Below are 25,217 nucleotides of genomic sequence, written 5' to 3' on the forward strand. Positions count from 1 at the left end.
GGAACGGCTCGTAAGGCTGGGCCCGGCGCGACCCGACAAAGATCCTTCGGTCGCGCGCAAGCTTATGTGGTTATGAGAGTTATGGGCGTGCGCTCCCTCAGGATGACAGTGTGCGGCCGGCTGGAGAAGGGGAGGTTTGACAACCCTTCTCAGAGCCCCCGTCCGCCTCCACCTGTCATCCTGAGAGAGGCGCCGCCCTGAACCGTCAGCGATACACGGCACCCCGTGCGCCGACCGAAGGATCTCTATCCGAAGCGCCTCGAACCCTGCCCCACGCCCGTCGGGGCAGGTGAGGTTTGGCGACAGAGGGAGTGGAACGGCTCGTAAGGCTGGGCCCGGCGCGACCCGACAAAGATCCTTCGGTCGCGCGCAAGCTTATGTGGTTATGAAAGTTGGGGGTGTGCGCTCCCTCAGGATGACAGTGTGCTGCCGGCTGGAGCAGGCGAGGTTTGGCAACACCCTCTCAGCCTTAGAGCCCCCGTCCGCCTCCACTGTCATCCTGAGAGAGGCGCCGCCCTGAACCGTCAGCGATACACGGCACCCCGTGCGCCGACCGAAGGATCTTTATCCGAAGCGCCTCGAACCCTGCCCCACGCCTGTTGGGGCAGGTGAGGTTTGGCAACAGAGGGAGTGGAACGGCTCGTAAGGCTGGGCCCGGCGCGACCCGACAAAGATCCTTCGGTCGCGCGCAAAGTTCTGCGGTCACGAAGGTTATGGCGTGCGCTCCCTCAGGATGACAGTGTGCGGCCGGCTGGAGCAGGCGAGGTTTGGCAACACCCTCTCAGCCTTAGAGCCCCCGTCCGCCTCCACTGTCATCCTGAGCGAGGCGCCGCCCTGAACCGTCGCCGACACAGGGCACCCCGTGCGCCGACCGAAGGATCTCTATCCGAAGCGCATCGAACCCTGCCCCACGCCCGTTGGGGGTAGGTGAGGTTTGGCGACAGAGGGAGTGGAACGGCTCGTAAGGCTGGGCCCGGCGCGACCCGACAAAGATCCTTCGGTCGCGCGCAAGCTTATGTGGCTATGAAAGTTAGGGGCGTGCGCTCCCTCAGGATGACAGTGTGCGGCCGGCGGGAGCAGGCGAGGTTTGGCAACACCCTCTCAGCCTCAGAGCCCCCGTCCGCCTCCACTGTCATCCTGAGAGAGGCGCCGCCCTGAACCGTCGGCGACACACGGCACCCCGTGCGCCGACCGAAGGATCTCTATCCGAAGCGCCTCGAATCCTGCGCCACGCCGTTGGGGGAGGTGAGGGTTGGCAACAGAGGGAGTGGAACGGCTCGTAAGGCTGGGCCCGGCGCGACCGGACAAAGATCCTTCGGTCGCGCGCAAGCTTATGTGGCTATGAAAGTTGGGGGTGTGCGCTCCCTCAGGATGACACCGCACCCCCAAGGGGCAAGTGCGATTGGGCGTGGGTCTGAGCCGGGTGCGTGGGCAGAAGAGATCCTCAGGTCGCTCGCCGGCCTCAGCCCGGGGTGGCGAGCCGGTGCCGCACGCCGGCGTTGCCGCCGCAGCAGGTGCTGAACGCCTGCAGCAGACGCTCCGGGGTAAGCAGCGACTTGGGGATGTAGTCGGAGGCGCCGGCCATCACCAGGTCCGCCACCACCTCGGGGTCGGTCTGCCCGGTAAGCATCACCACGGGAACGGAAATGCCGGCGGAGCGCAACCCGCGCAGAAAGGTGAGCCCGTCGCCGTCGGGAAGGTTGAAGTCCAGCAGCACGCAGTCGTACGCGGAATCCGCCAGCTGGCCGATGGCTTCGAGCACCCCTTCGGCTTCGCCGGTCTCGACGGAGATGCCGGTGCGGGCCAGCTGGCGCTTTACGGCCATGCGGTCCACCGCGTCGTCATCCACCACCAGCACGCGTAGTGGAGCGTCGCCCCCCAGCCCCGGGGAGTCGGTCCCGGCGGATCTCTTTACGGTATCGTTCATCGGCACGTTCAGGGAAGCTCCACCAGCGACCAGTACTTGTTCAGCGTCGCCATGGCCTCGCAGAAGTTCTGAAAGGTCACGGGCTTGAGGATGTAGCCGGCCACGTTCAGCTGGTACGCCTCTACCCGGTCGCGCTCGTCGTTGCTGGTGGTGAGCACGACCACGGTGGTGGAGCTGAGCTCCGGGTCGGCGCGAAGGACGCGCAGAAACTCGATGCCGTTCATGCGCGGCATGTTCAGGTCCAGCAGCACCAGCCGGCGCTCGCGCGGGATCTCGCCGCCGCGCAGCATCACCAGCGCCTCCTCGCCGCCCTCGGCCACAAAGAGCGGGTTGGAGATCTTGTTGGTGCGAAAGGCGCGCTGAACGTTCATCACGTCCACCTCGTCGTCTTCCACCAGCAGAATGTTCAGCATGCGATCCTTCATCCCTCGCCCGTTTCTTCCGCCGGCTGGGCCGGCCACAGAAAGTGGAACGCCGCTCCCTGGCCGGGGGCAGACTCCAGCCACACCCGGCCGCCACGGCTTTCCACCATCTTCTTGACGATGGAAAGGCCGATTCCGGTTCCCTCTACCTTGTCGCGCGCCGCCAGCGTCTGAAAGATGGCGAAGATGCGCTCGTGGTACTCCGGCGCGATTCCCGGGCCGTTGTCGCGGACGACGAAGTGGTGCCCGTCTTCATCCCGCTCCGCCGAAACGTCGACCTGCACGCCGGGGCCACCATACTTGACCGCGTTGCTGACCAGGTTCATGAACACCTGCTGCAGCGGCGTACGTTCCGTATACACCACGGGCATGCCGGGGTGCGCCACGATGCGCGTGCCTTCGGGCGGGGCAATGAGGTCGGCGACCTCGTCCAGCAGCGCGGCGGTGTCGATCCGCTCCGGCGCCTCGTGCGTGCGGCCGGCGCGCGAGTACTGCAGGATGCCGTCGATCAGCGCCTCCATGCGGTGCACGCGGCCCCGCAGCAGGCGCATGTGCTGGTGTGCCTCCTCGGTAAAGCGGTCGGCCAGGTCGTCCTCGATCCACTGCGACAGGTTGGCGATTCCGCGCAGCGGGGCCTTGAGGTCGTGCGAGGCCACGTAGGCAAACTGGTCCAGCTCGCGGTTGCTCACTTCCAGCGCGCGCGCCAGCCGCGCCAGCTCCTCGGCCTTCTGCTCTACCTCGCGCCGCGCGCGCACCTGCGTGGTGACCTCCACGGCGTGCACCAGGATGTCGCGGCGGTCGGGATCGTCGCTTTCCAGCGGGCGCCACACCAGGTTCCACCAGGTGTCTTCCAGCACGCCCCACCGCTCCAGCGGCACGTTCACCTCGGGGTCCACGAACGGCTCGCCGGTGTCGTAGGTGTGGTCCAGCGCCTCGAACAGCCCGGTGCCGGCAAACTCGGGAAACACCTCGCGAAACGGGCGGCCCAGCGCGCCGGGCTTGCCCACCGTCTTTTCCCAGGTGGGGTTCACCAGCGAGACCACGTGGTCGCGGCCCGTGTACAGCGCCATCACGGCCGGCGCCTCGGTAAAGATCTGCGACAGGCGGGCGCGCTGCGTCTGGGCCTCGCGCAGCAGCTTTTCGCGCTCGGCCTCGGCCACGGTGCGCTCGGTCACGTCGATCACCGTCCCCGCGAACCGCACCGCCTCCGTTCCCTCGGCGTCGAAGAACGCCTTGCCGCTGGCGCGGATCCACCGGGTGCCCTGGGTCTCCGTCTCCACCCGGTAGTCCGTCTCGTACGTGCCGGTGCCCGCGGGGTCCAGCGCCGCCTGCACCGCGGCGTTGGCCCGGTCGCGGTCGTCGGGGTGAAGGCGCTCCAGGAACACGCCGTAGTCCAGCGGCGCGTGGGGCGGCAGGCCCAGGATGCGGCGCGCACGCTCGTCCCAGATGAGCCGGCCCGAGCGCGGCTCAAAGTCCCAGGTGCCGATGTCGGCCGACTCCAGCGCCAGGCGCAGCCGCTCCTCCAGCCGCTCCACCCGCCGACGCGCGCGCACCTGCTCGCTTACGTCCACCGCATGCACAAAGATGCCGGAGATGCTTCCGTTGGTCTCGGTGATCGGCTGATAGGTGAAGTTCAGGATGTGCTCCACCGGCTGGGCGTCCGGGGTGCTCTGCAGCAGGATGTTGGCCTCGGTGCCCACAAAGGCCTCGCCCGTCTGGTACACGCCGTCCAGCAGGCCGATGAAGCCCTGCTCCACCACCTCGGGCAGCGCCTCGCGCACCGGCTTGCCGATCACGTCGCGGTGCCCCACCAGCTGTTTGTACAGCGGGTTGGCGGTTTCGAACACGTGGTCCGGCCCGCGCAGGGTGGCGATGAACGCCGGCGCGCGCTCGAAGATCTCTGCCAGGCGTCCGCGTTCGGCCTGCAGCTGCCGCTCGGCCATGATGCGCGCCGTGGTTTCTGACACCACATTCAGGTAGGCCACGATGCCGCCCTGATCGTCGCGCACGGGGCTGAGCGCAAAGGTGAACCACGCGTTGGGCTCGCCCGGCGCTGCGGCGTTGTTCTCGGCGCCCGCGCGCTCGATGACGAACGGCGCGTCGTCGGCGTAGATGGGCGGGCCGCCGCCGCGGATCTGTTCGAACATGGGCGCGATCTCGGGCCAGATCTCGCGCCACACCTCGGTGCCGCGGCGGCCCAGCGAGCCGGGGTGCTTGTCTCCCAGCACGTGCCGGTACCCGTCGTTGTAGATGAGCACCAGCTCCGGCTCGCACCACAGGTTGATGGGAAAGGGCGAGTCCATGGCGGTGCGCACGGTCCAGCGCAGCGCGGCGGGCCAGCTTTCGACGGGCCCCAGCGGGGTGGCGGCCCAGTCCATGGCGCGGCACCGCGCGCGCATCTCTCCCTCGCCGGCGAACAGCGCGGCGGCGGCGGGCGTGGGGGCCGGCGCCGTGTGATGGTCGATCAACTGCATGGCTTCTCGGTGGATGAACGGAATCGCGGAAGCTTTTGCAAACCCTGCGCCCGCAATCGTGCTCCGGCAACAGCCCTGCCGCGCGTTGGCCCTCACCCCCGGCCCCTCTCCCGCAAACCGCGCGGGAGAGGGGAGAAGTCGGGCGCGCCCAGGCAGGCATCGAACTGCGTCCGCGGGCGGCCCCCTCTCCCGGCCTCTCCCCCAACTTCGGAGGAGAGGTGACGCGAGCGGACGGTTGGGTGCGCTGCGCATGCCAGTCGTAGAGCCGCAGGCTGTCGGCCACCACCCCTCCCCCGAAGTTGGGGGAGGGGTCGCCAGCCGTCGCGAGGAACGAGCGAAACGCCTGGCGGGGGAGAGGGCCTGGGGGTCGCGCCCGATGGGTCCTCACCCCCGGCCCCTCTCCCGCAAACTGCGCGGGAGAGGGGAGAAGTCGATCCCGCTTCGGCCTGATTCGGAGCGCACTGAACTCTCGGTGCACACCACCCCTCCCCCGAAGTTGGGGGAGGGGTCGCCAGCCGTCGCGAGGAACGAGCGAAAGGCCTGGCGGGGGAGAGGGCCCGGGGATCGCACCCCTTCACCTTCCGGCGCGGCAGTTGCCGGACGTCGCGCGCGGGAGCTTGCCCGCGCGCCGCGATCGACGCGGTGTGCGAGCGGCCACTTTCGGGAGGAATGCAGATGAGGGTGCTGGTGATCGGAGGGAGCGGAACCATCGGCGAGGCGGTGGTGCAGGCGCTGCACGGGCACGAAGTGCTGTCCGCGGGCCGGAGCAGCGGTGACCTGCGCGTGGATATCACGGATGCGGATTCCATCCGGCGGATGTTCGCGCAGGCGGGGCGGGTGGACGCGGTGGTTTCGTGCGCGGGGGGCGGCGCGTGGAAGCCGCTGGACCAGCTTTCGGACGACGACTTTGAGATGAGCCTGCACTACAAATTGATGGGGCAGGTGAACCTGGTGCGCTACGGTGTGGAGCAGGTGGCGGACGGCGGATCCATCACCCTTACCAGCGGTGTGCTGAGCCAGGAGCCCACCCCCGGCAGCGCGGCCATCAGCCTGATCAACGCGGGGGTGGAGGGCTTCGTGCGCGCCGCGGCGCTGGAGATGCCGCGCGGCATCCGCGTGAACGTGGTAAGCCCGCCGTGGGTGAGCGAGACGCTGCAGGCCATGGGCAGGGACCCCGCCGGCGGCATGCCCGCGGCCGCCGTGGCGCGGACGTACGTGGACGCCATCACCGGCGCGCACAACGGCCGGGTGCTGGACGCGCGCACGTACGGCTGAACAGATCCGCGGACGGCGTCATCCGGAGCCGGTCGCCGGCTTCGGATGAGCGCGCGTGCGCCGTAGAAAAGTCTTGACGCGGGGTGTATCTGTTACTACCCTGGTTACAGTTGTGTCCACTTCAGGCGCCCGCCGATGCGGTCCGGATCGGACGGCTTCCGTAACCCAGCGAAAGGGAAACCGATGCACCGACTGCTCACCCCCACGCCGGCGCGCGTGGACCTGGCGCTGCTCATCCTGCGCGTGGTGACGGGGATCATCATGCTGATGCACGGCTGGCAGAAGGTGTTTCAGTACGGCTTTGCGGGCGTGTCGCAAGGGTTCGCGGGGATGGGGATTCCGATGGCGGGCATCGTGGGGCCGTTCATCGCGCTGCTGGAGCTCATCGGCGGCATCGCCCTCATCATCGGCGTGCTGACGCCCCTGTTCGCGGCACTGCTGGCGGCGGACATGGTGGGCGCCATCGTCCTCGTGCACCTGTCGAAGGGCTTCTTTCTCCCCGAGGGATACGAGTTCGCCTTTGCGCTGCTGGGCGCCTGCCTGGCGCTGATGCTGGCCGGCGCGGGCAGGTACTCGGTGGATGGCTCACTCGCGGGCCGCAGGCCCTCGCGCAGCTGACGGGCCTGCCGGACGGCGAATGATGCAGGACGCGGAGAAAGGCTTTCTCCGCGTCCTTTTCGCGTCGTGCATGGGGCGCGGTGGCCATGCCGCCGCGCGTTGCCGTGTGTATCAGGTTCGCGTCATCGGAGCAATCTGTAGGCGAAGTCCAGCAGCCCGGTGCGAGAAGCCGGAGAAAGTGGGTCAACTGTTAATATATAGTGACGGGAAGTGAACATGTTTTCCGTTGACCGCGCGCCGGTGCCGTACGCACATTCCATTCGATCCGCAGTTCCGTCCCCCCACTCCGCGACCGGAGCAGGCCCCATGATCCGCCGAACCCTTCCACGCGCCGCGGCGCTTTCGCTGCTGGGCGCCGCCCTGCTGTCGGCGTGCGCCGACAACCAGCCCACCGCACCCGCGGCCGCGCCGCCGGCGGTGGCGCTGACCGTCATCCCCACCACCGCGTTCGACACGCTGGACTCGGGCGAGAGCCACACCTGCGCGCTCACCAGCGCCGGGCAGGCGTGGTGCTGGGGCCGCAACGCCACCGGCCAGCTGGGCGACAGCACGGCCAGCACCCGCACCACGCCCGTGCAGGTGCTGCAGCAGCCGGGCGTCACCTTTACCCAGCTGACCGCCGGGCAGGAGCACAGCTGCGCCATCACCAGCGCCGGCCAGGCGTGGTGCTGGGGCTACAACGCCGACTACCGCCTGGGCGACAGCACCACCAGCCTGGGGCTGGCCCCGGTGGCGGTCAAGCCGCTGGGCGCCGTGGCGTTCGCCAGCATCGACGCGGGGCTGCAGCACACCTGCGGGCTGGACGGCGGCGGGCAGGCGTACTGCTGGGGCGCCAACGCGTACGGGCAGCTGGGCAACAACGCCACGGCGTACCGCCGCACGCCCGTGGCGGTGCAGCAGCCCGTGGGCGTGACCTTCGCCAGCATTTCCGCGGCCGAGAAGCACACCTGCGCGCTGGACACCACCGGCCAGGCGTGGTGCTGGGGATACGGCGCGGAGGGCGCCATGGGCGGCGGCTTCAGCTTCGGCGACTCCATCCCCGTGCAGGTGACGCACCCGGCGGGCGTGACGTTCAGCTACCTTCACGCCGAGTACCGGCACACCTGCGCGGTGGATACCAACGGCGGCGCCTGGTGCTGGGGCAAGAACGGCAACGGGCAGCTGGGCGACAACACCCTCACCACGCGGTACGACCCCGTGGCGGTTCAGCTTCCAGCGAACGTGACGGTGGCCTCCATCAGCACCGGCTGGGCGCACAGTTGCGCGGTGACCGGCGGCGGACAGAGCTACTGCTGGGGCTTCAACAACGGCGGGCAGCTGGGCGACGGCACGTTCACGCAGCGCAAGGTGCCGGTGGCCGTGTCGCAGCCGTCGGGCGTGGCGTTCGGCATCGTCTCCAACGGCGGGTACACCACCTGCGGCCTGGACGGGGTGGGGCAAGCCTGGTGCTGGGGCCGCAACAACTACTCGCAGATCGGCAACGGCGGCACCACCGACGCCACCACCCCCGCGGCCGTCTCGCACTGACGGCTGAACCGCGGCTCGGCCGACGCAGGGCACGCGGCACGGATGCAGACACGCCCGGCAGCCATCGCGGCTGCCGGGCCTGTTTGACGAACGGCGGTCATTGGCAAATCGCGGGGATCGCCGCCACAATGCGGGGATGCGGTGCCGCGCGGATCGATCGATTCCGGATTGAACCCGGCTGTATGCTGATGATCAGGGAGCAGTCCGGATCGCGCACGGTGCTTGCACCATGCGTTTCCCGCAGCCCGGCTGACGGGTCGGTGCGCGATGGCGGGCACGTGCGGGACCGGCGTGCCCGCTTCTTTGTATCTACCCTGGATTGTTGGCGGCGAGAGTCGATGCCGATACGAGATTTTACCGATGCCGGCGGCGTTCGCTGGCAGGTCTGGGCCACCACGCCCATGCGCGGCGACGTTCGCCCCCAGTTCGCGTCCGGCTGGCTTGCGTTTGAATGCGAGGCGGAGCGCCGCAGGCTTACCCCCATCCCTCCCGAATGGGCGGATGTGGCCGATGGCGAGCTCTGCGTCCTTCTGGCCCAGGCGACCGCCGTAACCCGCGGCGCCGAGGTCGCGCTCACGTCACTTGGCGCCCGTGGCGGTGATGTCGCGGCGTCCCCAGCGCCGCCGCCGCTGGGGGAAACCGTGGCGCGAGTGCGGGCGGTGATGCGGGAAGTGGATGAGACGCTGCGGGGGGACGGAGTGGCGGTGTGATGGTGTGATGGTGTGATGGTGTGATGGTGTGATGGTGTGATGGTGTGATGGTGGGATGGTGGGATGGAGCGATGGAGCGATGGGTCCGGACGCGGGGCGAGGATGAGCGGGTGAACCCGCTGCTGGGAAAGCGATAAGCCCCGTTTCGCTCGCTTGCGCGTGCGGAACGGGGCTTCAACTGCTCGGGATCAGTCGGCGCTCACTCGCGTGGCGACCAGTCTGGAGGCGGGTCCTCGACGCCGCACTCGTCCTGGAAGACGCGGCTGGGTGCCACGCTCAGCACGCTGTCTACCTTCAGGCGATACTGCATCAGCGCTGGCCGGCCGTACTGCGCGGGTCCCCGGAGTGTGCCGCGCACGCGCAGCTGCCAGTACCGCGTGCCATGGCTGTCGGACCGCGTGGACGGCCACGCTCGCGGGTGGCTGCCGCGCCATCCCTGCTCCGGAATGGATACGGCAGCCAGCACGGGCATCCCGGGTTCGACGGCACCCTCCAACAGGTCCGCGCCACGCGCCAGCGGATGGGCCGGATCCTCGCACAGGGCAAGGTAGTCAGGCCTGAACCCGTAGTGCCCGTAGACGAACGTTCCGGTGAACACCTCCGTGCGCTCCGTGGGTGGCCGAATGCCGAACAGCCACGCGGCGTGCAGGGCGGTGGCCCCAAGAAGCACCGCCGATCCGCGCCGAAGCGTCCGCACCTCCCGCCGCGCGACCCCGAGCGCCAGCAGGATGAGGATAGCCGCGGCCGTCAGCGCGCACAGCGGCCACGCCAGCCCCGCGCCGTACCCGCCAAACAGCATGGCCCAGACAGACGCACCGTGATCCTGGCCGAACCATCCCAGGCCTACGGAGCCGGCAAGGATCAGGATAAGGAGAACGCTCATCCCCGTGATGGCGCCGGCAAGGCCGGCCGCCAGCCGATTCAGCCAGCGCATCAACACCTTTTCCTTATCGCGATGGAGGGTTGTGGTCCTCATCTGAATGTTCGGCACGTCGAGCTTCTGACGTGCGCAGTTCCGATGATGCAGGGATGGGACGGCCCTCCCCTCTCGTCGTCGCGAGGTGTATCATCCCGCGAACGAGACCGGCTTCGCGCGGAGTCGATGGAGGGTGCCTCTTCCGCCGGCGCCGTCGAATGTTTGCGTTGGACGCGTTCTGGCTCGTGCGCGGTACGGGGGGTGCAATCCGGCCGCGCTTCGCTTTGTCTGTATCACCTGATCCTACCGTTACGTGAGGGAAACCACGACTCACCGCGCGCTGGTTTTCACGGCGCTGCTGCTGGCGATGTTCATGTCGGCCATCGAGGTCACCATCGTGGCCACCGCCATGCCCAGCATCTCGGCCGAGCTGGGCGGCTTTGAGCTGTACAGCTGGGTGTTCTCGTCGTACCTGCTGGTGCAGGCGGTCACCATCCCCATCTTTGGCAAGCTGTCGGACCTGGTTGGCCGCAAACCGGTGTTCATCTTTGGCGTTGTCGTGTTTCTGCTGGGCTCGGTGGCCTGCGGGTTCGCGAGCACGATGGCCATGCTGATCGCCTTTCGCTTTGTCCAGGGGCTGGGCGCCGGGGCGGTGCAGCCGGTGATCACCACGCTGGCGGCGGACCTTTATCCGCTGGAGGAGCGCGGGCGGGTGCAGGGGTACATCAGCGGGCTGTGGGGCGCATCGTCCATCCTGGGGCCGCTGGCGGGCGGGCTGATCGTGCACAGCATCGGGTGGCCGTGGATCTTCTGGATCAACCTGCCGTTCGGCATCGCCTCCATTGCGCTGATCGTCATCTACCTGCACGAAGGGGTGGAGCGCGAGGCGCGGCGCATCGACTACGCGGGCGCGGCGCTGCTGCTGGTGGGCGTGGGCTCGCTGATGCTGGGGCTCACCCAGGCCAGCGCGTGGGGGCTGACCATGGTGCTGCCGCTGTTTGCCGCGTTCGTGATCGCGGTGTTCCTGTTCATCCGCCAGGAACACCGCGCGCCGGACCCGCTGATGCACATGGAGCTGTGGGGGAACGGCCTGATCCGCTTTGCCAACGTGGCCACGCTCACGTCGGGGATCATGATGATCGGCCTGATCACCTTTCTGCCCACCTACGTGCAGGGGGTGCTGGGCGGGTCGGCGCTGCTGGCGGGCTTCGCGCTTTCGTCCATGACGCTGGGGTGGCCGCTGGCGGCGTTCTACGCGGGGCACCACATCATCGACATCGGCGTGCCGCGGCTGGTGCGCGCGGGCGGCGTGTGCCTGCTCGCCGGCTGCCTGATCATCGCCACGCTGGCGCACTACGGCGCGGTGCCGGCGGGGATCGGCTCGTTCATCATCGGCATTGGAATGGGGCTGGTGAACAGCACCACGCTGGTCGCCATCCAGAGCAGTGTGCCGTGGAACCAGCGGGGCGTGGCCACCGCCAGCAACATGCTGATGCGCATTCTGGGCAACGCGCTGGGCGCGGCGCTGTTTGGCGGGGTGCTGAACTACCAGATGGCGCGCTACCTGGGGCGCGAGGGGCTGGAAGGGCGCGTGTCGCTGGACAGCATCCAGGACCTGATGAGCGAGGCCGCTCCCCGAGCCGCGCAGTTGCCCGCGGACGTGCTGGCGCTGCTGCGCGTGGGGCTGGCGGACAGCCTGCACGTGGTGTTCTGGGGGATCGCGGTGCTGGGGCTGGTCACGGTGCTGGTGGTGTGGCGGATTCCACAGCTGCGCCGGGTGGAGTAACGGCAGGGAGCTCACGCGGAGGCGCGGAGGTCGCGGAGGCGCGGAGAGGGACGGAGGTGGGCAGGTTGGGTGCGCTCCGGCTGCCGTTCGCTGCGGACGCGCAGGTGCCTGGAACGCCGCACACCCCCGGGCCGCCGAGTCCGCGCAGGCGGACTTTGCGAATTTCCAGCGGCGAATTCTTCATTCGCTCCCGCGGGCGGCACGGCACGTAACCCGATCAGCATCACGCAGCCGGACGACGTGGACAATCAACGGAGCCAGCGGAGGAAGGTCTCCGCTGGCTCCATTGTTTCGATGTTGGCCCTTCGTGTACCGCCGTGGCTGAATGCGCGCGTCGGGGCGGTTCGGTCAGATGGCGATGGTGCAGCCGAGGACAGTGCCGCAGCGGGCGGTGCATGACTTACCGTCCTGGCACGTGGCCGCGCGCCCGTCGCAGGTGCCGCGCTGGCTGTAGTGGCCGTGCACGGTGCCGCGCTCCGTGGCCACGGAGGCGGTTTCAAACGACTCCACCTGCAGGCGGTCCAGGTTCAGCTTGATCTTGTTCATCGTGTTCTCCCGTGGGTGATGAGGGATGAGCCGCGAACGGGCCGGCCGCTCGCAGCTGCGCGCGCTACACGCAGTCCAGCTGCGTGCATCCGCTGCGCGTGGCGCAACCGGCGCCGCAGCTGCCGCCGTACTGGCACGTGGCCACCCGGCCGTCGCAGGTGCCAATCCGGCTCCAGTGGCCGTGCACGGTGCCACGCTCCTCGCGTTCCGCGACGGAGGTGTCGAAGCTTTCCACCTGCAGCCGATCGACATCCAGCCTGATCTTGTGCATGCGCGTTCTCCTGGTGACCAGCGAAGAAGGGAGTGATGCGGGGACGTGCCTCATCCGCCGCAAGCCTCGTTCCGCTTCTTGTGTATTGTGTCCGGATAGGTGAATATCTACGATGCGGTGCCGATCCGCCGCCCGCGGGAAAACCTTACCAGGGAGCACACATGAAAAAGCTGATGCTCGACGTCGAATCGCTGGCCGTTGAATCGTTCGAGGTGGAATCACCCGAAGGCGTTCGGGGCACGGTGGAAGGCGCCCAGATGGCCACCTTCCTGTTGAGCCAGTGCCTCTCAGCCTGCAGGCCTTCCGGAATCCAGCACTGCCTCAGCCCTCAGCCCTGCTGATCGGACGTTCCAGCACGACGAACGAAGCGAGGACGCGGGGAACCGATCGTTCCCCGCGTCCTCGCTGTTTTTCTCCGCGCCTCCGCGCCCTCCGCGGCTCCGCGTGAGACCCGTCTTCCAGGATCGGAATCCGCCGCGGAGCCGCTTCAGGTGTCGCCGTCCGTCAGTGTCGGTGGCTTCCGTGGGCGCCGCTCCCCTGCTGCCGCGCCATAGGCTGCCCGTTTTCCGTGATCTGCAGCACCTGCATCATCCCCCGTTCCTCGTGGCCCAGGATGTGGCAGTGCATCACGAAGCTGCCCGTGGGCGGGCCGCACTTGCCGTCGCTGCACCCCGTAAAGTCCTCGTAGCGCTGGGTGATGAACACGTACGCGGAATCCGTGATGACGCTGCCGTTCGCAACGGGCACCGGCAGCGGAAGCACGTCCAGCCAGATCGGCGATCCTCGTCGCGAGGCCGCGTTCAGCTCCTGGTACAGGTCGTAGTACGGGTCCGCGCTCCCCTGCGGCGCGTAGACCGAGTCTACCTGGAAGGGGTTGATGTGGATGTGGAACGGGTGGTTGATGGAGTTGGGGCTGTTGTTGACGATCTTCCAGGTCTGCGTGCTGTCCAGGATCATGGGCATGGGCGTACCGCCCGCGTTGGACGGAACGAAGACGGACGCGTCGTTGAACCGCTGGAACGGGCTCGTTGCGCTGCCCAGGAAGAACTGGGTGGGCGTCGTGTCGTTGCCGGGGCCGGCCGTGTCGGTGAACACGATCACCGCCGTGTCGCGGGCCGCCGCCAGGTCAACGCCCAGGAACTCGGCCGCGCGGGGAACGCGCTCTCCCAGGAACGCCGACAGGTTGCGTCCGCTGAACGGCAGGCCCGGGGTGCGCGGCGCCAGGGTGGGATCGACCACCACCTGGAACACCCGGTAGTCGTTGGCGGTGATCTGGGAGTCGCGCAGCGTCGCCGCGGTATTCAGCGGGATCACCGGCCGGCGGCGGGTGCGCTGGCTGGCCCCCGGAATGTGGCGCACCCGAAAGCGGTGCCTTCCGGCCTGCTGCGGGGCCTGCACGAACACGTCCAGCCGGTTGCCCGCCGCCACCAGCATGAGCGAATCGTTGCCCTGGGCGATGTTGATGGGGGCGTACTGCACGCCGTCGCGCGCCACCTCCACCACAAAGGGCTCTTCGCCCGGAAGGTCCTCGAACCGGAATTCCAGCGTCTTGGTAGCGCTGGTCACGTTCTCGTTCACGATGCGCCAGCGCTGGATCTCGCCCGGGGCCATGTAGATGGTCGGGTAGTTTTGCCCGTTCACCAGGGGCGGAACCTTGTCGAGGATGTTGGTCTTGTCGCCGTGCAGCAGGCCCACCGTGGTGTCCACCTGCTGAAACGCGATCAGGTGCTCGCGGATGTTGAACTCCTTCGTGAACCAGTCCAGCCCCTTGCCGGGATCCTCGACGATAAAGGCGCCCGACATTCCGTTGGCCACCTGCAGGGCCACCGAGCCGTGCTTGTGCGGGTGGTACCAGTGCGTACCGGGAGACTGGTTGGTGGGGATGCGGAACGAGTACAGGATGCTGTCGCCCGGCGCGATGGCCATCAGCACGTCGTCGCCCACCACCGTGGAGGTGCTGTCGGGGGTGACGTGCATCCCGTGATAGTGGATGTTGGTCCAGTTGGGGCCGTGCAGGCAGTCCTGAAATACGTCCGCCGAGTCCGCCGACGCCGGGTAGTCCATGCAGACGTCGTTGAAGTTCGACGCCTCCGTGGGCATGGGAAGCTTGTTCCGCAGCCAGATCTGCACCAGGTCGCCCGGCCGCACCCGGAACGTGGGCCCGGGAAAGCGCGGCGTGAACCGCGGATCGTCGGGCTGGTACGAAGGGTCGGTGGTGGCGGCCAGCCGGTAGGCGCGCAGGGGCAGGGTGTCGGTGGTCACGGTGTCCTTGACCACGGTGCCCGGCTCGACGGCGCCGTCGCGGGTGACGGTAAGGTCCGCCATCATCACGTCCAGCGTGGCACTCAGCACGCCGTTCACAGCGCGCACCGTCAGCGGCTCGCGCAGCGAGTCGTCGTGGGCCGTGGCCGGCGCCGCGGGTCCGGGGCCGGCCACCGGCGCCGCGCGAGGCGCGCACGCCGCCGCGACCATCGCGGCGCCCATGGCGGCGGTGCCCAACAGCTCCGGCAGCAGGCGGCGTAGCCTGCGTGGGGCGAAAACGCGGTCTTCGATCATCGCAAGGCTCTCCAGGACGACGGGTGGATGTGCGGGCCGGACTGCGCCTGGGGACGAACACGCTTCGACGGAAGGGGATCAGCGCGGCCGGAACGGCGGGATCGCTCCCCATCGAGACACAATCAGGCAGAATATGGGTGTGTTTCCGCCCGCACGCAACGACGCTGCTGCTTCCCCGCGTAGCAGGAGCCACAGCCTGTGGATCCCCGCTTCGGAGCGCCACCGGGGCTACTCCGCGGCGTGCGGCGGTTCCGGCACGTCCTGGTTGCCCACGCTGTGCTGGCCAAAGGCGCGGCCCAGGGCCAGGATCTCGCGCTCCAGCCTGGGGATCATGCGGGCGGCGCGCTTCAGGGTGGCGCGCTCGGCAAGGGGGCTGCTGAAGAACTGGCGGATGGCGGCCAGCGGCGCCAGCGACCCGGGGACGAACACCTTGCGGCGGCGGCGCTCCATTCCGTCCACCAGCGCGTCCACGCACTCCGCCAGCGGCGTCACCTTGCCGAACGGTCCGGGAAGCGCCGCCAGCGTCTGGTTGAAGGTGCTCAGCTCGCGCTGCTGGTCGCGCACCAGGTCGGTGTCGATCCACGAAGGGTGCGCCACGCCCACATCCACCCCTTTGTGCGCCACCTCCAGCCGCAGCGCGTTGCCAAACTGCTCCACCGCGACCTTGCTGGCGGAGTAGGGCGCCATGGCCGGCAGCGGCGCCAGCGCGGACGCGGACGACATCAGCAGGTAATAGCCGCGCCGCTCGGTCACGTGGGGCAGGGTGGCGCTGATCGTCCGCACCACGCCGATCAGGTTCACCTCGATCGTCCGCACCAGCGCGTCCACCGGCGTGACGGCCACGGTGCCGTTGCTGGCGATCCCCGCGTTGGCGAACACCACGTCGATGCCGCCCAGCGCGGCCACGGTGGCCGCGACCGCGCGGTCCAGCGCCGCCTGGTCGGTCACGTCCGCCTCGTGCCACACGTGCCTCGGCCCCAGCTCACGGGCCACCTCGGCGAGCAGCCGCGGCTCACGCCCCACCAGCGACACGCGGGCGCCGCGCCTGGCCACCTGCCGCGCCGTCTCCGCGCCGATGCCGCGCGCCGCGCCGGTGATCAGCACCACCTTGCCTGTGAGCGAAGAAGCCATCGGATCGATCCCTGGTTCTGATGTGGATGATGCGCGTCGATGCCGCTGGCCGATCGCGGGCTCCGGATCTCGCCGGTTCGATCCCCCGCGCGATCATCCGCCGGTTGATTTCCTGCGTCGTGATTCCAACGGGGTTTGGTGCCGGGGCGGGTGAGGGATTTCCTTCCAACCTTCCCAATCACGCGGCGCGTCGCAATCTTACCCGTCGCCGCCGGTTGTCCACCCCGGCGCACCCCCCGCCCGGCCCCGCATGCGAATCCCCATCCTTCTCCTTGCCCTCCTGCTTTCCTGTGGCGGCCGGCTGTACGCACAGTCCGCGGCGCAGAACGCGCGCGCCCTCCTGGAACGGGCCGAGCAGATGGCCGAGCGGGACGACACCGCCGCGCTGCCCACCCTCGACCGCGCGCTGGGGCTGCTTCAGGCGCCCGCCGACCGCGCGCTGCGGATGAAGGCGCTGGGGCTGCGGTGCTGGCTGCAGGCCGGCGACCTGGAGCCCGATTCGCTGATCGCCCTGGCCGCGGCGGGGGTGGCCGAGGCGGAGCGCGCGGGCGATGCGCGGGGCCGCGCGGACCTGCGCCTGTGCCGCGGCTACGGCTACGAGGGCGCCGGACGGATGAACGAGGCGGCCGCGGAGTACGAGTTCGCCGTGGCCGAAGGGCGGCGGCTGCGCGACCCGGAGCTGCTGGCCGACGGGCTGATGCTGCGCGGCGAGGTGCGCTACTACCGTGGCGAGATGGGCGCCGCCCTGGCTGACCTTACCGAGTCGCACGACCTGTACGTAAAGCTGAAGAACCGGTCGCGCGAGCGGCACACGCTCAACGACATCGCCAACCTGTACGCCGACAGCCGGGTGGGCGAGTATGACAAGGCGCTGGAGTATTACCGGCAGCTTCTGGCCGCCCACCAGGCGGCGGGGAGCACGGCCGGCATCTCCACGGCGTACTTCAACATGGGCACCACGCTCGAAAACAAGGGCGATCCGGCGGCCGCGCTGCAGTACTACCGCCGCTCCCTCGCGCTGGAGCGCCAGCGCGGCGACCGCGCCGAGATCGCCATCGTGGAACGCTCCATCGGCATCGCCCTTACCAAGGCGGGGCGTCCGGCGGAGGCGCTGCCCGTGCTGGACGCGGCGCTCGCGCACTACGTGCGCACGGCGGACGCGGACGGGCAGGCGCGCGTCCGCCTGTCGCGCGGCACGGCCCTGCGCGCGGCCGGTCGCCCGGCCGCCGCGCTGTCGGACCTGGAGGCCGCGCGGGTGCACTTTGACTCCACCCGCAACACGCGCTTTCTGGAAAAGCTGCACGCCGAGCGTGCGCTGGCCTACGCCGCCACCGGCGACTGGCGCGCCGCGTACGAGGCGCGCGGCACGCAGCAGCGGCTGCAGCAGGCGCTGGCGGAGCAGCTGAAGGAAGAGCACACCTCACGGCTGCGCGTGCAGTTCGACACGCAAAAGAAGGAAGCGGAGAACCGCGCGCTGCTGCTGGAGAACCGGCTGCGCGGGCAGCGGCTGGCCGCGGTGGCGCGCATCCGCCGGCTGCAGACCGTGATCATCGCCCTGAGCGTGCTGATCATGGGGATTCTGGCGGTGCTGGTGGCGCGGCACGTACACAGCGCCCGGCGGCTGCGGGTGATGGCGATGACGGACGAGCTCACCCGCCTTCCCAACCGCCGCCACCTGCTTTCCGTGGCCCACGACCGGCTGGCGGACGCCCGGCGCACGCACCAGCCCATCAGCATCCTGGCGCTGGACGTGGACCACTTCAAGCGCATCAACGACACCTTTGGCCATGAGGTGGGCGACACCGTGCTGCGGGAGGTGGCGGAGACGTGCCGCGGCGTGCTGCGCCACGACGACGTCATCGGCCGCACCGGCGGCGAGGAGTTCATCGTGGTCCTTCCCCGCGCGGATGCGGAGCGTGCGATGGAGATCGCCGAGCGGCTGCGCGCGGCCGTGGAGCGCATGGACTGGGACCACGTGGACCCCGCCCTGCGCGTGACCCTCAGCGTGGGCGTGGCCGAGCGCGCACCCGCGGACGACGACTTCGCCGCCCTCTCCCGCCGCGCCGACGACTCGCTCTACCGCGCCAAGGAGCGCGGCCGCAACCGCGTGGACCTGGCGCCGGCGTAGGTGCATCCCGCGCGGTGCAGGAGCGGATGATTCGGATTGCGGCGGCGGTCCAGCAATGTGCCGTCCGCCCGCGGGAGCGAATGAATTCGCCGCTGGAAATTCGCAAAGTCCGCCTGCGCGGACTCGGCGGCCCGGCGCTAATGAAAACAGAGGTCAGGGTACAGAGGAACAGAGAACGGCCAGAGGACCAGAGGAGGGCTGCGGATCACCTCTGTTCCTCTGGCGGTTCCCAGTTCCTCTATACCTTCCGATGTTGTTTTTCCGGATTCGGTATTATGCAGTTATGAAAGATACGGGCGTGCGCTCCCTCAGGGTGACACCGCGCCCGGGGTGGGGAGCAGGGGAGATCTGGCCGCTTGCGGGTTGGGCAGCCTGATTCTCTCCGCGTCGAACCCGCCAGGCGCGCAGGCCGCGGCCTACGCGAGCAGGTGAAGCCCCGTTCGGCGAGCGTAGCGAGCCGGGACGGGGCTTATGGCACTTCCAGCCGCGGCTTTAGCCGCCTTCGGCGGTGGGGGACGCGCCGATCCCGTCCAGCAGCACCCGCCACTCTTCCGCCACCCGCACCATCGCCTGCCGCGCGCCGGGCGACACGCCGGTCATGTGCAGAAAGCCGTGGCCGTGCGCGTCCGCGCACATCCGCCGCGTGGGGGTGCCGGCGGCGTGCAGCACGTCGGCGTACGCGTCGCCCTCATCGCGCAGCATGTCGAAGCCGGCGGTCACCACCAGCGCGGGTGCCAGGCCGGAGTGGTCCGCGGCGTACAGCGGCGCCACGCGCCAGTCGCGCTCGGGCGTGCCGGTGCCCTCCAGGTAGTAGCGGGTGAACGATGCCCTGTCCTCGTCGCTCAGAAAGTATCCCTGCCCAAAGAACTGCTGCGACGGCCGCGTGTTCTTCGCGTCCGTCGCGGGATAGATGAGCAACTGCGCCGCGGGCGGCCGGTCGCCGCGCGTCTCGATCGCGATCACCGCGGCCAGGTTGCCCCCCGCGCTGTCCCCGCCAATCGTCACGCGGGCCGGATCCGCCTCCAGCTCCGCCGCGTGCGCCTGTGCCCAGCGAAGCGCGGCGCGGGCGTCGTCGAGCGCGGCGGGGAAGGGGTTCTCGGGCGCCAGGCGGTAGTGCACCGACAGCACGTGCACGCGGCCGTAGCGGCAGAGGATGCGGCACGCCTCGTCGTGCGTATCCAGGTCGCCGATGGTAAATCCGCCGCCGTGCAGGTACACAGTCAGCGGCTGCGCATCGGTTTCCGCGGGCGCGTAGTGGCGCACGCGCAGGGGTCCGCCATCACCCGGGATGCTGAAGTCGCGGACGGTGGCCACCTGCGTGGTAGGCCCGCGGAAGAGATGCGACTCGCGGCGGTAGCGTTCGCGCCCCTGCCGCACCGTGGGTTCGCAGAGGTGGTGCGGATGCCGCTTGCGGCGGAGCGCGCGCACCAGCTGCACGTGCGGATCCAGCGCCGCCCCGTCCGCGACCACGGGCGGCTCGCCGGACAAGCGCACGTGCACGTGCCCCGGCAAGCGCACCAGCAGGCGTGCGGCCAGGCTCTCGATTCGTTCGGCGAGGCGGATGGGGCGGTCGGACATGGGGACGAGTGCGAGAGTGCGAAAGTGCGAAAGTGGGAGATACGGACGGATCAAACTGCGTCCGCGGGCCCTCACCCGCTCGCTTAGGCTCGCACCCTCTCCCGCAAGCGGGAGAGGGTATAAACGTCGCGAAAACCTGCGGTGCGTTGCCGCGGTTTTGCTGTTGAAGCCCCGCTGGCGAGCTCCGCGAGCCTTGTGCGGGGCTTATCGCTTTCCCAGCAGCGGGTTTACCCGCTCATCCACCGGGGTTCATCCACCGGGGCTCATCACCGCCTACGCGTCCCCTCCGCCGCTCCATCGCGTACTCCGCGGGCTCAAAGCGGGCGACACGGCGGCGGAAGCGCCAGGTGAAATCCGGCCACAGCGTGCTGTTGCGGCTGGTGGCGTCCAGATACCAGCTGCGGCACCCGCCCGACGTCCACACCGTCCCCGCCATCCGCCGGTCCAGCGCGGCGACGAACGCCTCCTGCGCCTCCACGCGTGGCTGGAGGGCGGCGATGCCGTGCGCGCGCATGTGGCCCAACGCGCCCAGCAGGTGCTCGATCTGCGCCTCGATCATGTAGACCACCGAGGTGTGGCCCAGGCCGGTGTCGGGCCCCATCAGCATGAACAGGTTGGGGAAGCCCGCGACGGTCGTGCCCACGTGCGCGCGCGGGCTGCCGGCCCACACATCCGCCAGCGTGCGCCCGTCGCGCCCGCGCGTGTGCCGGGCCAGCGGTGGATCCGTCGGCTGGAACCCCGTGCCGAAGATGATCGCATCCACCTCGCGCTCCGCTCCGTCCGCCGTGACGATGGAGCGGGCGCGCACCTCGGCGATTCCGTCCGTCACTACCTCCACGTTGGGCTGCGCCAGCGCGGGCAGGTACTCGTTGGACAGAAGGACGCGCTTGCACCCCATCGTCCAGTCGGGCGTGAGCTTTTTCCGCAGCGCGGGGTCGGGGACGCTTTGGCGCAGGTGGCGCAGGGCCACGCGCTGCGCCACGCCCATCGCGCGCGGGTTGCGGAAGGCCAGCACCATCGCCTCGCGCGCCAGGTAGATGGCCCCGCGCACCGCCCGCTGCGCCGCTGGCACGCCGCGGAACAGGCGGCGCTCGCCCGCACCCAGTTCACGCTGGTGGCGCGGCAGAATCCACGGCGGGGTGCGCTGAAAGACGTGCAGCCGCGCCACCTGAGGCTGGATTTCGGGGACGAACTGGATGGCGGACGCGCCCGTGCCGATCACCGCCACGCGCTTTCCATGCAACCCGTACGCGTGATCCCACTGGGCAGAGTGAAACGCGCGGCCTTCGAATCGGTCCAGCCCCGGCAGGTTGGGGATCGCGGGATCGCTCAGCGCGCCGGCCGCCATCACCACCACCTGCGCCGTCAGCGATCCGCGCGAGGTCTGGATGCGCCAGCGCTGCACGTCGTCATCCCACCGGGCGTCCGTCACCTCGTGGTGAAAGCGGACGTGGGGCAGGATGCCGAACTGGCGGGCGCAGCGCCGCAGGTACGTCTGGATCTCCGGCCGGGGCGAGAAGCTGCGGCTCCAGTCGGGATTGGGCGCAAAGGAGAACGAGTACAGGTGCGACTGCACGTCGCAGGCGCAGCCGGGATAGGTGTTGTCGCGCCAGGTGCCGCCCACGTCGCCGGCGCGCTCCAGCACCACAAAGTCGTCCATCCCCCGCTGCTTCAGGCGGATGGCCGTTCCCAACCCCCCGAACCCGCTGCCGATGATGGCGATGCGCACGTCGCTGCCCTGCGCCACGTCTGTCCCTTGCGACTGTTCCGCGGATGATGTGAGTCGATGGATACACCGAACGTCGTTCGGGGATCGGGTGCTGTGCGGCGGTTCTTCCACACGATCAACGTGGCGATTTGGTCAGGTAACGTGCCGTCCTCGTTGCAAGGTCGAATGAATTCGCTGCAACAACCACACGAATTCCGCCTTCGCGGAATGGCCGGCTCTCCGGTGGCTCACGGCGCGGTGCGCGTGGCAGGCGTCGCGTTGGACCCCTGCATCAGGGGGTGCGCCTTGGCGCCGGGCGAAGGCGGATGGTAGGATTCCGGGCTGATCGACGTTCCTCGCCCCCCGCCACGTTTCTGCATGCAGCCGAGTCCCGGGCGCGTGGTCCCGCGTGCCGTTCGCGCTTCCGCGTACGCGACGTTCGCGTTCGCCGTGCTGCAGATGTGGTTCCTTCCCGCGCTTGTTCACCGCGAGGCGGGGCGCTGGGTGTGGGAACCGGGGACGCTGCTGCACGTGTCGCTCAGCCTGGCCATGGCGGTGCTCATCTGGCGCGGAAGCGAGATCGCGACGGCCATAGTGGCCGCGTACGGCGCCTGGCGTCTGGGGCTGTTCCTCCTCGCTGTCGTCCAGGTGCTCAACGGGACGGTGGCGGCCAGGGCAAACGGTCCCGCCTTCGTGGTTTCGCAGGCCGTCTCGCTGCCGTTCGCCATCTTCTGGCTGTGGGGCGGCCTGGCCGTGCTGCGCGCGCGACGCGCCCGCCGATCAGCCGGGTCCACCTGAACTTCTCAAACAGAGCAGCAAAGAGGCGGAGCCGCAGATCGAATCTTCTGCTGCTCCGCCCTTCCGTTTGCTATGCGTGCCTGCTGTTTCCGTCGCTCACCCGCTATTCCGCCGTAAAGCGGTAGACGGTGCGGGAGGTGTAGCGCTCGCCGGGGCGCAGGATGCAGGTGGGGAAGTCAGGGTGGTTGGGCGAATCCGGAAACTTCTGCGGCTCAAGGCAAAAGCCGCGGCGGTAGGCGTACGGCTGGCCGCCCTTGCCCACCGCGCTGCCGTCCAGGTAGTTGCCGGAGTAGAACTGCAGCCCCGGCTCGGTGGTGAACAGCTCCATCACGCGGCCGCTCACCGGCTCGTGCACGCGCGCGGCGGCCGCCAGCGGCGCGTCGCCATCCGCCACCACGAAGTTGTGGTCGTAGCCGCCCGCGTCCGCCAGCCGCGGATCCGTGTCGCCGATGCGCGCGCCGATGGGGGTGGGACGGCGAAAGTCGAACGGGGTGCCGGCCACCTGGGCCAGCTCGCCCGTGGGGATGAGGCCGCCGTCCGCGGGGGTAAAGCGGTCGGCGTGCAGCAGCAGCTCGTGCCCCAGCACATCGCGCGCGAGGTCGCCGGAAAGGTTGAAGTAGGTGTGCTGCGTCAGGCTCACGGGCGTAGCCTGGTCCGTCTCCGCGGCGTAGTCGATCACCAGTGCGCCCTCCAGCGTGAGCCGGTAGGTGACGGTGACGTCCAGATTGCCCGGGTACCCCTCTTCGCCATCCGGGCTGTGGTAGTCCAGCCGCACGCCCACCGTGCCGTCCTCGCGCAGCGGCTCCACGCGCCACGCCTGCTTGTGAAATCCGCCGGGTCCGCCGTGCAGGTGGTTGTCGCCGTCGTTCACCGGCAACTGGTACTCGCGCCCGTCCAGGCGAAAGCGCCCGCCGCGGATGCGGTTGGCGTAGCGGCCGATCAGCGCGCCAAAGTAGGCGCGGTCATCCACGTAATCCTGCAGCCGGTCGTAGCCCAGCACCACGTCGCCAGGGCGGCCTTCGCGGTCGGGTGCGCGCAGGGAAAGGATGGCGCCGCCGTATCCGCTTACGTCCATCTCCAGCCCCGACGCGGTGCGCAGCGCGAACCGCTCCACCGGCGTGCCGTCCGGCAGGTGCCCGAAGAGTGACTGACGGATGGGAATTTGGGAGTCGTCGCGATTCATGGGCGTGAATCAATGTGAAGGCTAGGCCTAGCCTAGGATGCCACGACGCCGGATGTGCCGCGTAGCCAACCGAATAAACCCCCTGGGATACCAGCCGGCCGGCGTTTGCGCCCTCCACGGTGTGCCCGGCCGCGCCGCGAGGGAGCGGGCGGTTAGGTCCAGCCACCCTCGCGTTTTTTTGAGCACGCCGGATACGGGCCTTATAGTGATGAGTGAGCGGATTCTCATGCATTTCGCACGGGGGTGTTCGATGGGCGTCATTGTATCGCGGCAAAGGTTGCTGTCGCAGTTGGGTTTGCCGGCCATGATCATCATCGTGCACTTGGCCGGTGCCTATGCCGGGCTTCGCTGGACCGGACAACCGGGGGTGAGGGTTCCACGTCGTTTTTCGACCGGCTATCGGTGTCTAGCGAAACCTTCTTCGTATACTTGCTTGTTTCAGGAGTCTTCCTGTACGCCGTGGTCGTGGCGCTACGGTGCTTCCGACTCAGGCTGCCCCGCGGGCTACCGCTGGTGGGTGCGGTATTCGCCGTTTCCGTCGCGATCTCCATTCTTCAGGCTGCAGATGCCGGCCGCTTAACTCCCGCGGTGCTCCCGTCGGGGATGTCGCTCTGGGGACTGATATATGTTCTGCTGACGCAGCACCAGGCCGTTCTCGTGCTGTCACTGCTCGCGTTCATCGCCACGATTGCCGGCGTGTACTACATCTGCCGCTCGCTGTTTATGGTCGAGTACATCGGGGCGGGCGTCCAGATCAAGCTACCTGGGCAAACGGTGTACTACGTTCCCATCTATCCGCAGGTAAGCTGGCAGCCTACTGGGATCGTCCTCAAGCAGGGCGAGAGCGTGAGCATCGAAATCAGCGGATATGTCTCGCCGGGCGCGTTGCAGGAACTGTCGGAACTCAACGGTCACATGGACGCCTTTGTCCGGTATCAGCAAACCGGCTCGTGGCCGGACAAGTGGGAGGGAAGGTTCCAGGCGCCTACATGGCCGTACACGCCCCCCATAGGATACTTGGAGGAATGGTACGGTCCCGAGAAAAAGCTGGGCGTGCTCGCCAAACATTCCATCTACGGGGAGGACTATTTCTACAAGAAAGACAGGTTGCTCACCGTCAAGGGCCTGCCTCACAACAAGGTGATCGGGATTCTGTGGTCCGAGGGTGAGGCCCCTCCGCGGCAGGCAGATCTCAAGAATACCGCCTACGATTGGGACAACAAGGATGATCGCGAGCAACTGCTGCTTCTTTCCTCCGTCCAGTATCCTATCCAGGTGGAAGCACGGCGCTCCGGCGAGCTGTGGATTGTCATCAACGACGTGGATATCGCCCGCTGGGACAACGGGGGAATGTTCTTTCTGATACCAGATCCGGAAAAACACCTCACCTCAACTCGCACTACGGGAAACAGAGGCCAGGGTACAGAGGAACAGACAACGGCCAGAGGAACAGAGGACGGAAGGATAGTCTCTGTTCCTCTGGCTGTTCTTGGTCCCTCTGTACCTTCCGATGTTGTTTTTCCGGATTCCGTATGAGGCTTACTCGCAATGCCTGGCGCAGAGCCGGCTGAGGGGCGTGCAGGTCGAAAGCCTCTCCGGAGCACTCCCCGCCATTGACGAACCGGCGCCGCCGTCGCATCCTCCCCGCGATCCACCGTCCACT

At 68.7% G+C, this 25,217-nt stretch carries 20 protein-coding genes; 9 read left to right on the top strand and 11 right to left on the bottom strand.

Going from position 1 to position 25,217, the window contains the following annotated elements; all coding sequences use genetic code 11:
* Positions 1–1,462 precede the first annotated feature (1,462 nt).
* The 3 genes from ACOJUJ_RS01930 to ACOJUJ_RS01940 are packed head-to-tail and all read right to left on the bottom strand — an operon-like array spanning position 1,463 to position 4,823.
* The gene (locus ACOJUJ_RS01930; protein ID WP_420125155.1) at positions 1,463–1,927 is read right to left on the bottom strand and encodes a response regulator; all 465 of its coding nucleotides are present in this window, start codon (positions 1,925–1,927) and stop codon (positions 1,463–1,465) included.
* An 8-nt stretch (positions 1,928–1,935) separates the two neighbouring features.
* On the bottom strand, positions 1,936–2,352 hold the full coding sequence (locus tag ACOJUJ_RS01935; protein ID WP_420125156.1) for a response regulator: 417 nt from the start codon (positions 2,350–2,352) through the stop codon (positions 1,936–1,938).
* The gene (locus ACOJUJ_RS01940) at positions 2,349–4,823 is read right to left on the bottom strand and encodes a PAS domain-containing sensor histidine kinase (protein ID WP_420125157.1); all 2,475 of its coding nucleotides are present in this window, start codon (positions 4,821–4,823) and stop codon (positions 2,349–2,351) included. The genes ACOJUJ_RS01935 and ACOJUJ_RS01940 overlap by 4 nt, the downstream gene beginning before the upstream one ends.
* A 675-nt stretch (positions 4,824–5,498) precedes the next feature.
* On the opposite strand from ACOJUJ_RS01940, the gene ACOJUJ_RS01945 reads away from it, so the two are divergent.
* From ACOJUJ_RS01945 to ACOJUJ_RS01960, 4 genes are all read left to right on the top strand, one after another.
* Entirely contained in the window at positions 5,499–6,098 is a 600-nt protein-coding gene (locus ACOJUJ_RS01945; protein WP_420125158.1) for a short chain dehydrogenase, read from the top strand.
* Between the two features lie 183 nt (positions 6,099–6,281).
* On the top strand, positions 6,282–6,716 hold the full coding sequence (locus tag ACOJUJ_RS01950; RefSeq protein ID WP_420125159.1) for a DoxX family protein: 435 nt from the start codon (positions 6,282–6,284) through the stop codon (positions 6,714–6,716).
* A 306-nt stretch (positions 6,717–7,022) separates the two neighbouring features.
* Positions 7,023–8,243, top strand: a complete 1,221-nt coding sequence (locus tag ACOJUJ_RS01955; RefSeq protein ID WP_420125160.1) for an RCC1 domain-containing protein — start codon at positions 7,023–7,025, stop codon at positions 8,241–8,243.
* Between the two features lie 338 nt (positions 8,244–8,581).
* On the top strand, positions 8,582–8,953 hold the full coding sequence (locus tag ACOJUJ_RS01960) for a hypothetical protein (protein WP_420125161.1): 372 nt from the start codon (positions 8,582–8,584) through the stop codon (positions 8,951–8,953).
* A gap of 199 nt (positions 8,954–9,152) precedes the next feature.
* On the opposite strand, the gene ACOJUJ_RS01965 is transcribed toward ACOJUJ_RS01960, so the two are convergent.
* Entirely contained in the window at positions 9,153–9,887 is a 735-nt protein-coding gene (locus tag ACOJUJ_RS01965; RefSeq protein WP_420125162.1) for a hypothetical protein, read from the bottom strand.
* A gap of 295 nt (positions 9,888–10,182) precedes the next feature.
* Between ACOJUJ_RS01965 and ACOJUJ_RS01970 the strand changes: the two genes are divergently transcribed.
* Positions 10,183–11,655 (top strand): MDR family MFS transporter, encoded by a 1,473-nt coding sequence (locus ACOJUJ_RS01970; protein WP_420125163.1) that lies wholly within the window; start codon positions 10,183–10,185, stop codon positions 11,653–11,655.
* Between the two features lie 348 nt (positions 11,656–12,003).
* On the opposite strand, the gene ACOJUJ_RS01975 is transcribed toward ACOJUJ_RS01970, so the two are convergent.
* Together ACOJUJ_RS01975 and ACOJUJ_RS01980 are read right to left on the bottom strand one after the other, a co-directional pair.
* Positions 12,004–12,201, bottom strand: a complete 198-nt coding sequence (locus ACOJUJ_RS01975) for a pinensin family lanthipeptide (RefSeq protein WP_420125164.1) — start codon at positions 12,199–12,201, stop codon at positions 12,004–12,006.
* A gap of 64 nt (positions 12,202–12,265) precedes the next feature.
* Positions 12,266–12,472, bottom strand: a complete 207-nt coding sequence (locus ACOJUJ_RS01980) for a hypothetical protein (protein ID WP_420125165.1) — start codon at positions 12,470–12,472, stop codon at positions 12,266–12,268.
* 161 nt (positions 12,473–12,633) lie between these two features.
* Here ACOJUJ_RS01980 and ACOJUJ_RS01985 point away from each other — a divergent pair, with 161 nt between their 5' ends.
* On the top strand, positions 12,634–12,813 hold the full coding sequence (locus ACOJUJ_RS01985; RefSeq protein ID WP_420125166.1) for a hypothetical protein: 180 nt from the start codon (positions 12,634–12,636) through the stop codon (positions 12,811–12,813).
* A 163-nt stretch (positions 12,814–12,976) separates the two neighbouring features.
* On the opposite strand, the gene ACOJUJ_RS01990 is transcribed toward ACOJUJ_RS01985, so the two are convergent.
* Both ACOJUJ_RS01990 and ACOJUJ_RS01995 read right to left on the bottom strand, forming a co-directional pair.
* On the bottom strand, positions 12,977–15,028 hold the full coding sequence (locus tag ACOJUJ_RS01990; protein WP_420125167.1) for a multicopper oxidase family protein: 2,052 nt from the start codon (positions 15,026–15,028) through the stop codon (positions 12,977–12,979).
* A gap of 228 nt (positions 15,029–15,256) precedes the next feature.
* Positions 15,257–16,159: an SDR family oxidoreductase gene (locus tag ACOJUJ_RS01995; RefSeq protein ID WP_420125168.1), complete on the bottom strand. Its 903-nt coding sequence runs from the start codon at positions 16,157–16,159 to the stop codon at positions 15,257–15,259.
* A 250-nt stretch (positions 16,160–16,409) separates the two neighbouring features.
* Between ACOJUJ_RS01995 and ACOJUJ_RS02000 the strand changes: the two genes are divergently transcribed.
* Positions 16,410–18,287 (top strand): diguanylate cyclase, encoded by a 1,878-nt coding sequence (locus ACOJUJ_RS02000; RefSeq protein WP_420125169.1) that lies wholly within the window; start codon positions 16,410–16,412, stop codon positions 18,285–18,287.
* Positions 18,288–18,779: 492 nt separating this feature from the next.
* On the opposite strand, the gene ACOJUJ_RS02005 is transcribed toward ACOJUJ_RS02000, so the two are convergent.
* Both ACOJUJ_RS02005 and ACOJUJ_RS02010 read right to left on the bottom strand, forming a co-directional pair.
* Positions 18,780–19,865, bottom strand: a complete 1,086-nt coding sequence (locus ACOJUJ_RS02005; RefSeq protein WP_420125170.1) for an alpha/beta hydrolase — start codon at positions 19,863–19,865, stop codon at positions 18,780–18,782.
* Positions 19,866–20,100: 235 nt separating this feature from the next.
* The gene (locus tag ACOJUJ_RS02010; RefSeq protein ID WP_420125171.1) at positions 20,101–21,612 is read right to left on the bottom strand and encodes a flavin-containing monooxygenase; all 1,512 of its coding nucleotides are present in this window, start codon (positions 21,610–21,612) and stop codon (positions 20,101–20,103) included.
* Positions 21,613–21,951: 339 nt separating this feature from the next.
* Here ACOJUJ_RS02010 and ACOJUJ_RS02015 point away from each other — a divergent pair, with 339 nt between their 5' ends.
* Complete coding sequence (locus ACOJUJ_RS02015) at positions 21,952–22,371, top strand: hypothetical protein (protein WP_420125172.1); 420 nt, start codon at positions 21,952–21,954, stop codon at positions 22,369–22,371.
* A gap of 103 nt (positions 22,372–22,474) precedes the next feature.
* On the opposite strand, the gene ACOJUJ_RS02020 is transcribed toward ACOJUJ_RS02015, so the two are convergent.
* A complete protein-coding gene (locus tag ACOJUJ_RS02020; RefSeq protein WP_420125173.1) occupies positions 22,475–23,554 on the bottom strand; it encodes an aldose epimerase family protein in 1,080 nt (359 codons plus the stop codon).
* A gap of 402 nt (positions 23,555–23,956) precedes the next feature.
* Here ACOJUJ_RS02020 and ACOJUJ_RS02025 point away from each other — a divergent pair, with 402 nt between their 5' ends.
* Positions 23,957–25,090 (top strand): hypothetical protein, encoded by a 1,134-nt coding sequence (locus ACOJUJ_RS02025; protein WP_420125174.1) that lies wholly within the window; start codon positions 23,957–23,959, stop codon positions 25,088–25,090.
* Positions 25,091–25,217 lie beyond the last annotated feature (127 nt).

The organism is Longimicrobium sp. (genome assembly GCF_048594345.1).
GTDB lineage: Bacteria > Gemmatimonadota > Gemmatimonadetes > Longimicrobiales > Longimicrobiaceae > Longimicrobium.

What these genes read in the sequence shown, in the direction of transcription:
- ACOJUJ_RS01930 (WP_420125155.1), bottom strand. Translation starts at nt 1,927, where the DNA reads ATGAACGATACCGTAAAGAGATCCGCCGGGACCGACTCCCCGGGGCTG.
- ACOJUJ_RS01935 (WP_420125156.1), bottom strand. Translation starts at nt 2,352, where the DNA reads ATGAAGGATCGCATGCTGAACATTCTGCTGGTGGAAGACGACGAGGTG.
- ACOJUJ_RS01940 (WP_420125157.1), bottom strand. Translation starts at nt 4,823, where the DNA reads ATGCAGTTGATCGACCATCACACGGCGCCGGCCCCCACGCCCGCCGCC.
- ACOJUJ_RS01945 (WP_420125158.1), top strand. Translation starts at nt 5,499, where the DNA reads ATGAGGGTGCTGGTGATCGGAGGGAGCGGAACCATCGGCGAGGCGGTG.
- ACOJUJ_RS01950 (WP_420125159.1), top strand. Translation starts at nt 6,282, where the DNA reads ATGCACCGACTGCTCACCCCCACGCCGGCGCGCGTGGACCTGGCGCTG.
- ACOJUJ_RS01955 (WP_420125160.1), top strand. Translation starts at nt 7,023, where the DNA reads ATGATCCGCCGAACCCTTCCACGCGCCGCGGCGCTTTCGCTGCTGGGC.
- ACOJUJ_RS01960 (WP_420125161.1), top strand. Translation starts at nt 8,582, where the DNA reads ATGCCGATACGAGATTTTACCGATGCCGGCGGCGTTCGCTGGCAGGTC.
- ACOJUJ_RS01965 (WP_420125162.1), bottom strand. Translation starts at nt 9,887, where the DNA reads ATGCGCTGGCTGAATCGGCTGGCGGCCGGCCTTGCCGGCGCCATCACG.
- ACOJUJ_RS01975 (WP_420125164.1), bottom strand. Translation starts at nt 12,201, where the DNA reads ATGAACAAGATCAAGCTGAACCTGGACCGCCTGCAGGTGGAGTCGTTT.
- ACOJUJ_RS01980 (WP_420125165.1), bottom strand. Translation starts at nt 12,472, where the DNA reads ATGCACAAGATCAGGCTGGATGTCGATCGGCTGCAGGTGGAAAGCTTC.
- ACOJUJ_RS01985 (WP_420125166.1), top strand. Translation starts at nt 12,634, where the DNA reads ATGAAAAAGCTGATGCTCGACGTCGAATCGCTGGCCGTTGAATCGTTC.
- ACOJUJ_RS01990 (WP_420125167.1), bottom strand. Translation starts at nt 15,028, where the DNA reads ATGATCGAAGACCGCGTTTTCGCCCCACGCAGGCTACGCCGCCTGCTG.
- ACOJUJ_RS01995 (WP_420125168.1), bottom strand. Translation starts at nt 16,159, where the DNA reads ATGGCTTCTTCGCTCACAGGCAAGGTGGTGCTGATCACCGGCGCGGCG.
- ACOJUJ_RS02000 (WP_420125169.1), top strand. Translation starts at nt 16,410, where the DNA reads ATGCGAATCCCCATCCTTCTCCTTGCCCTCCTGCTTTCCTGTGGCGGC.
- ACOJUJ_RS02005 (WP_420125170.1), bottom strand. Translation starts at nt 19,865, where the DNA reads ATGTCCGACCGCCCCATCCGCCTCGCCGAACGAATCGAGAGCCTGGCC.
- ACOJUJ_RS02015 (WP_420125172.1), top strand. Translation starts at nt 21,952, where the DNA reads ATGCAGCCGAGTCCCGGGCGCGTGGTCCCGCGTGCCGTTCGCGCTTCC.
- ACOJUJ_RS02020 (WP_420125173.1), bottom strand. Translation starts at nt 23,554, where the DNA reads ATGAATCGCGACGACTCCCAAATTCCCATCCGTCAGTCACTCTTCGGG.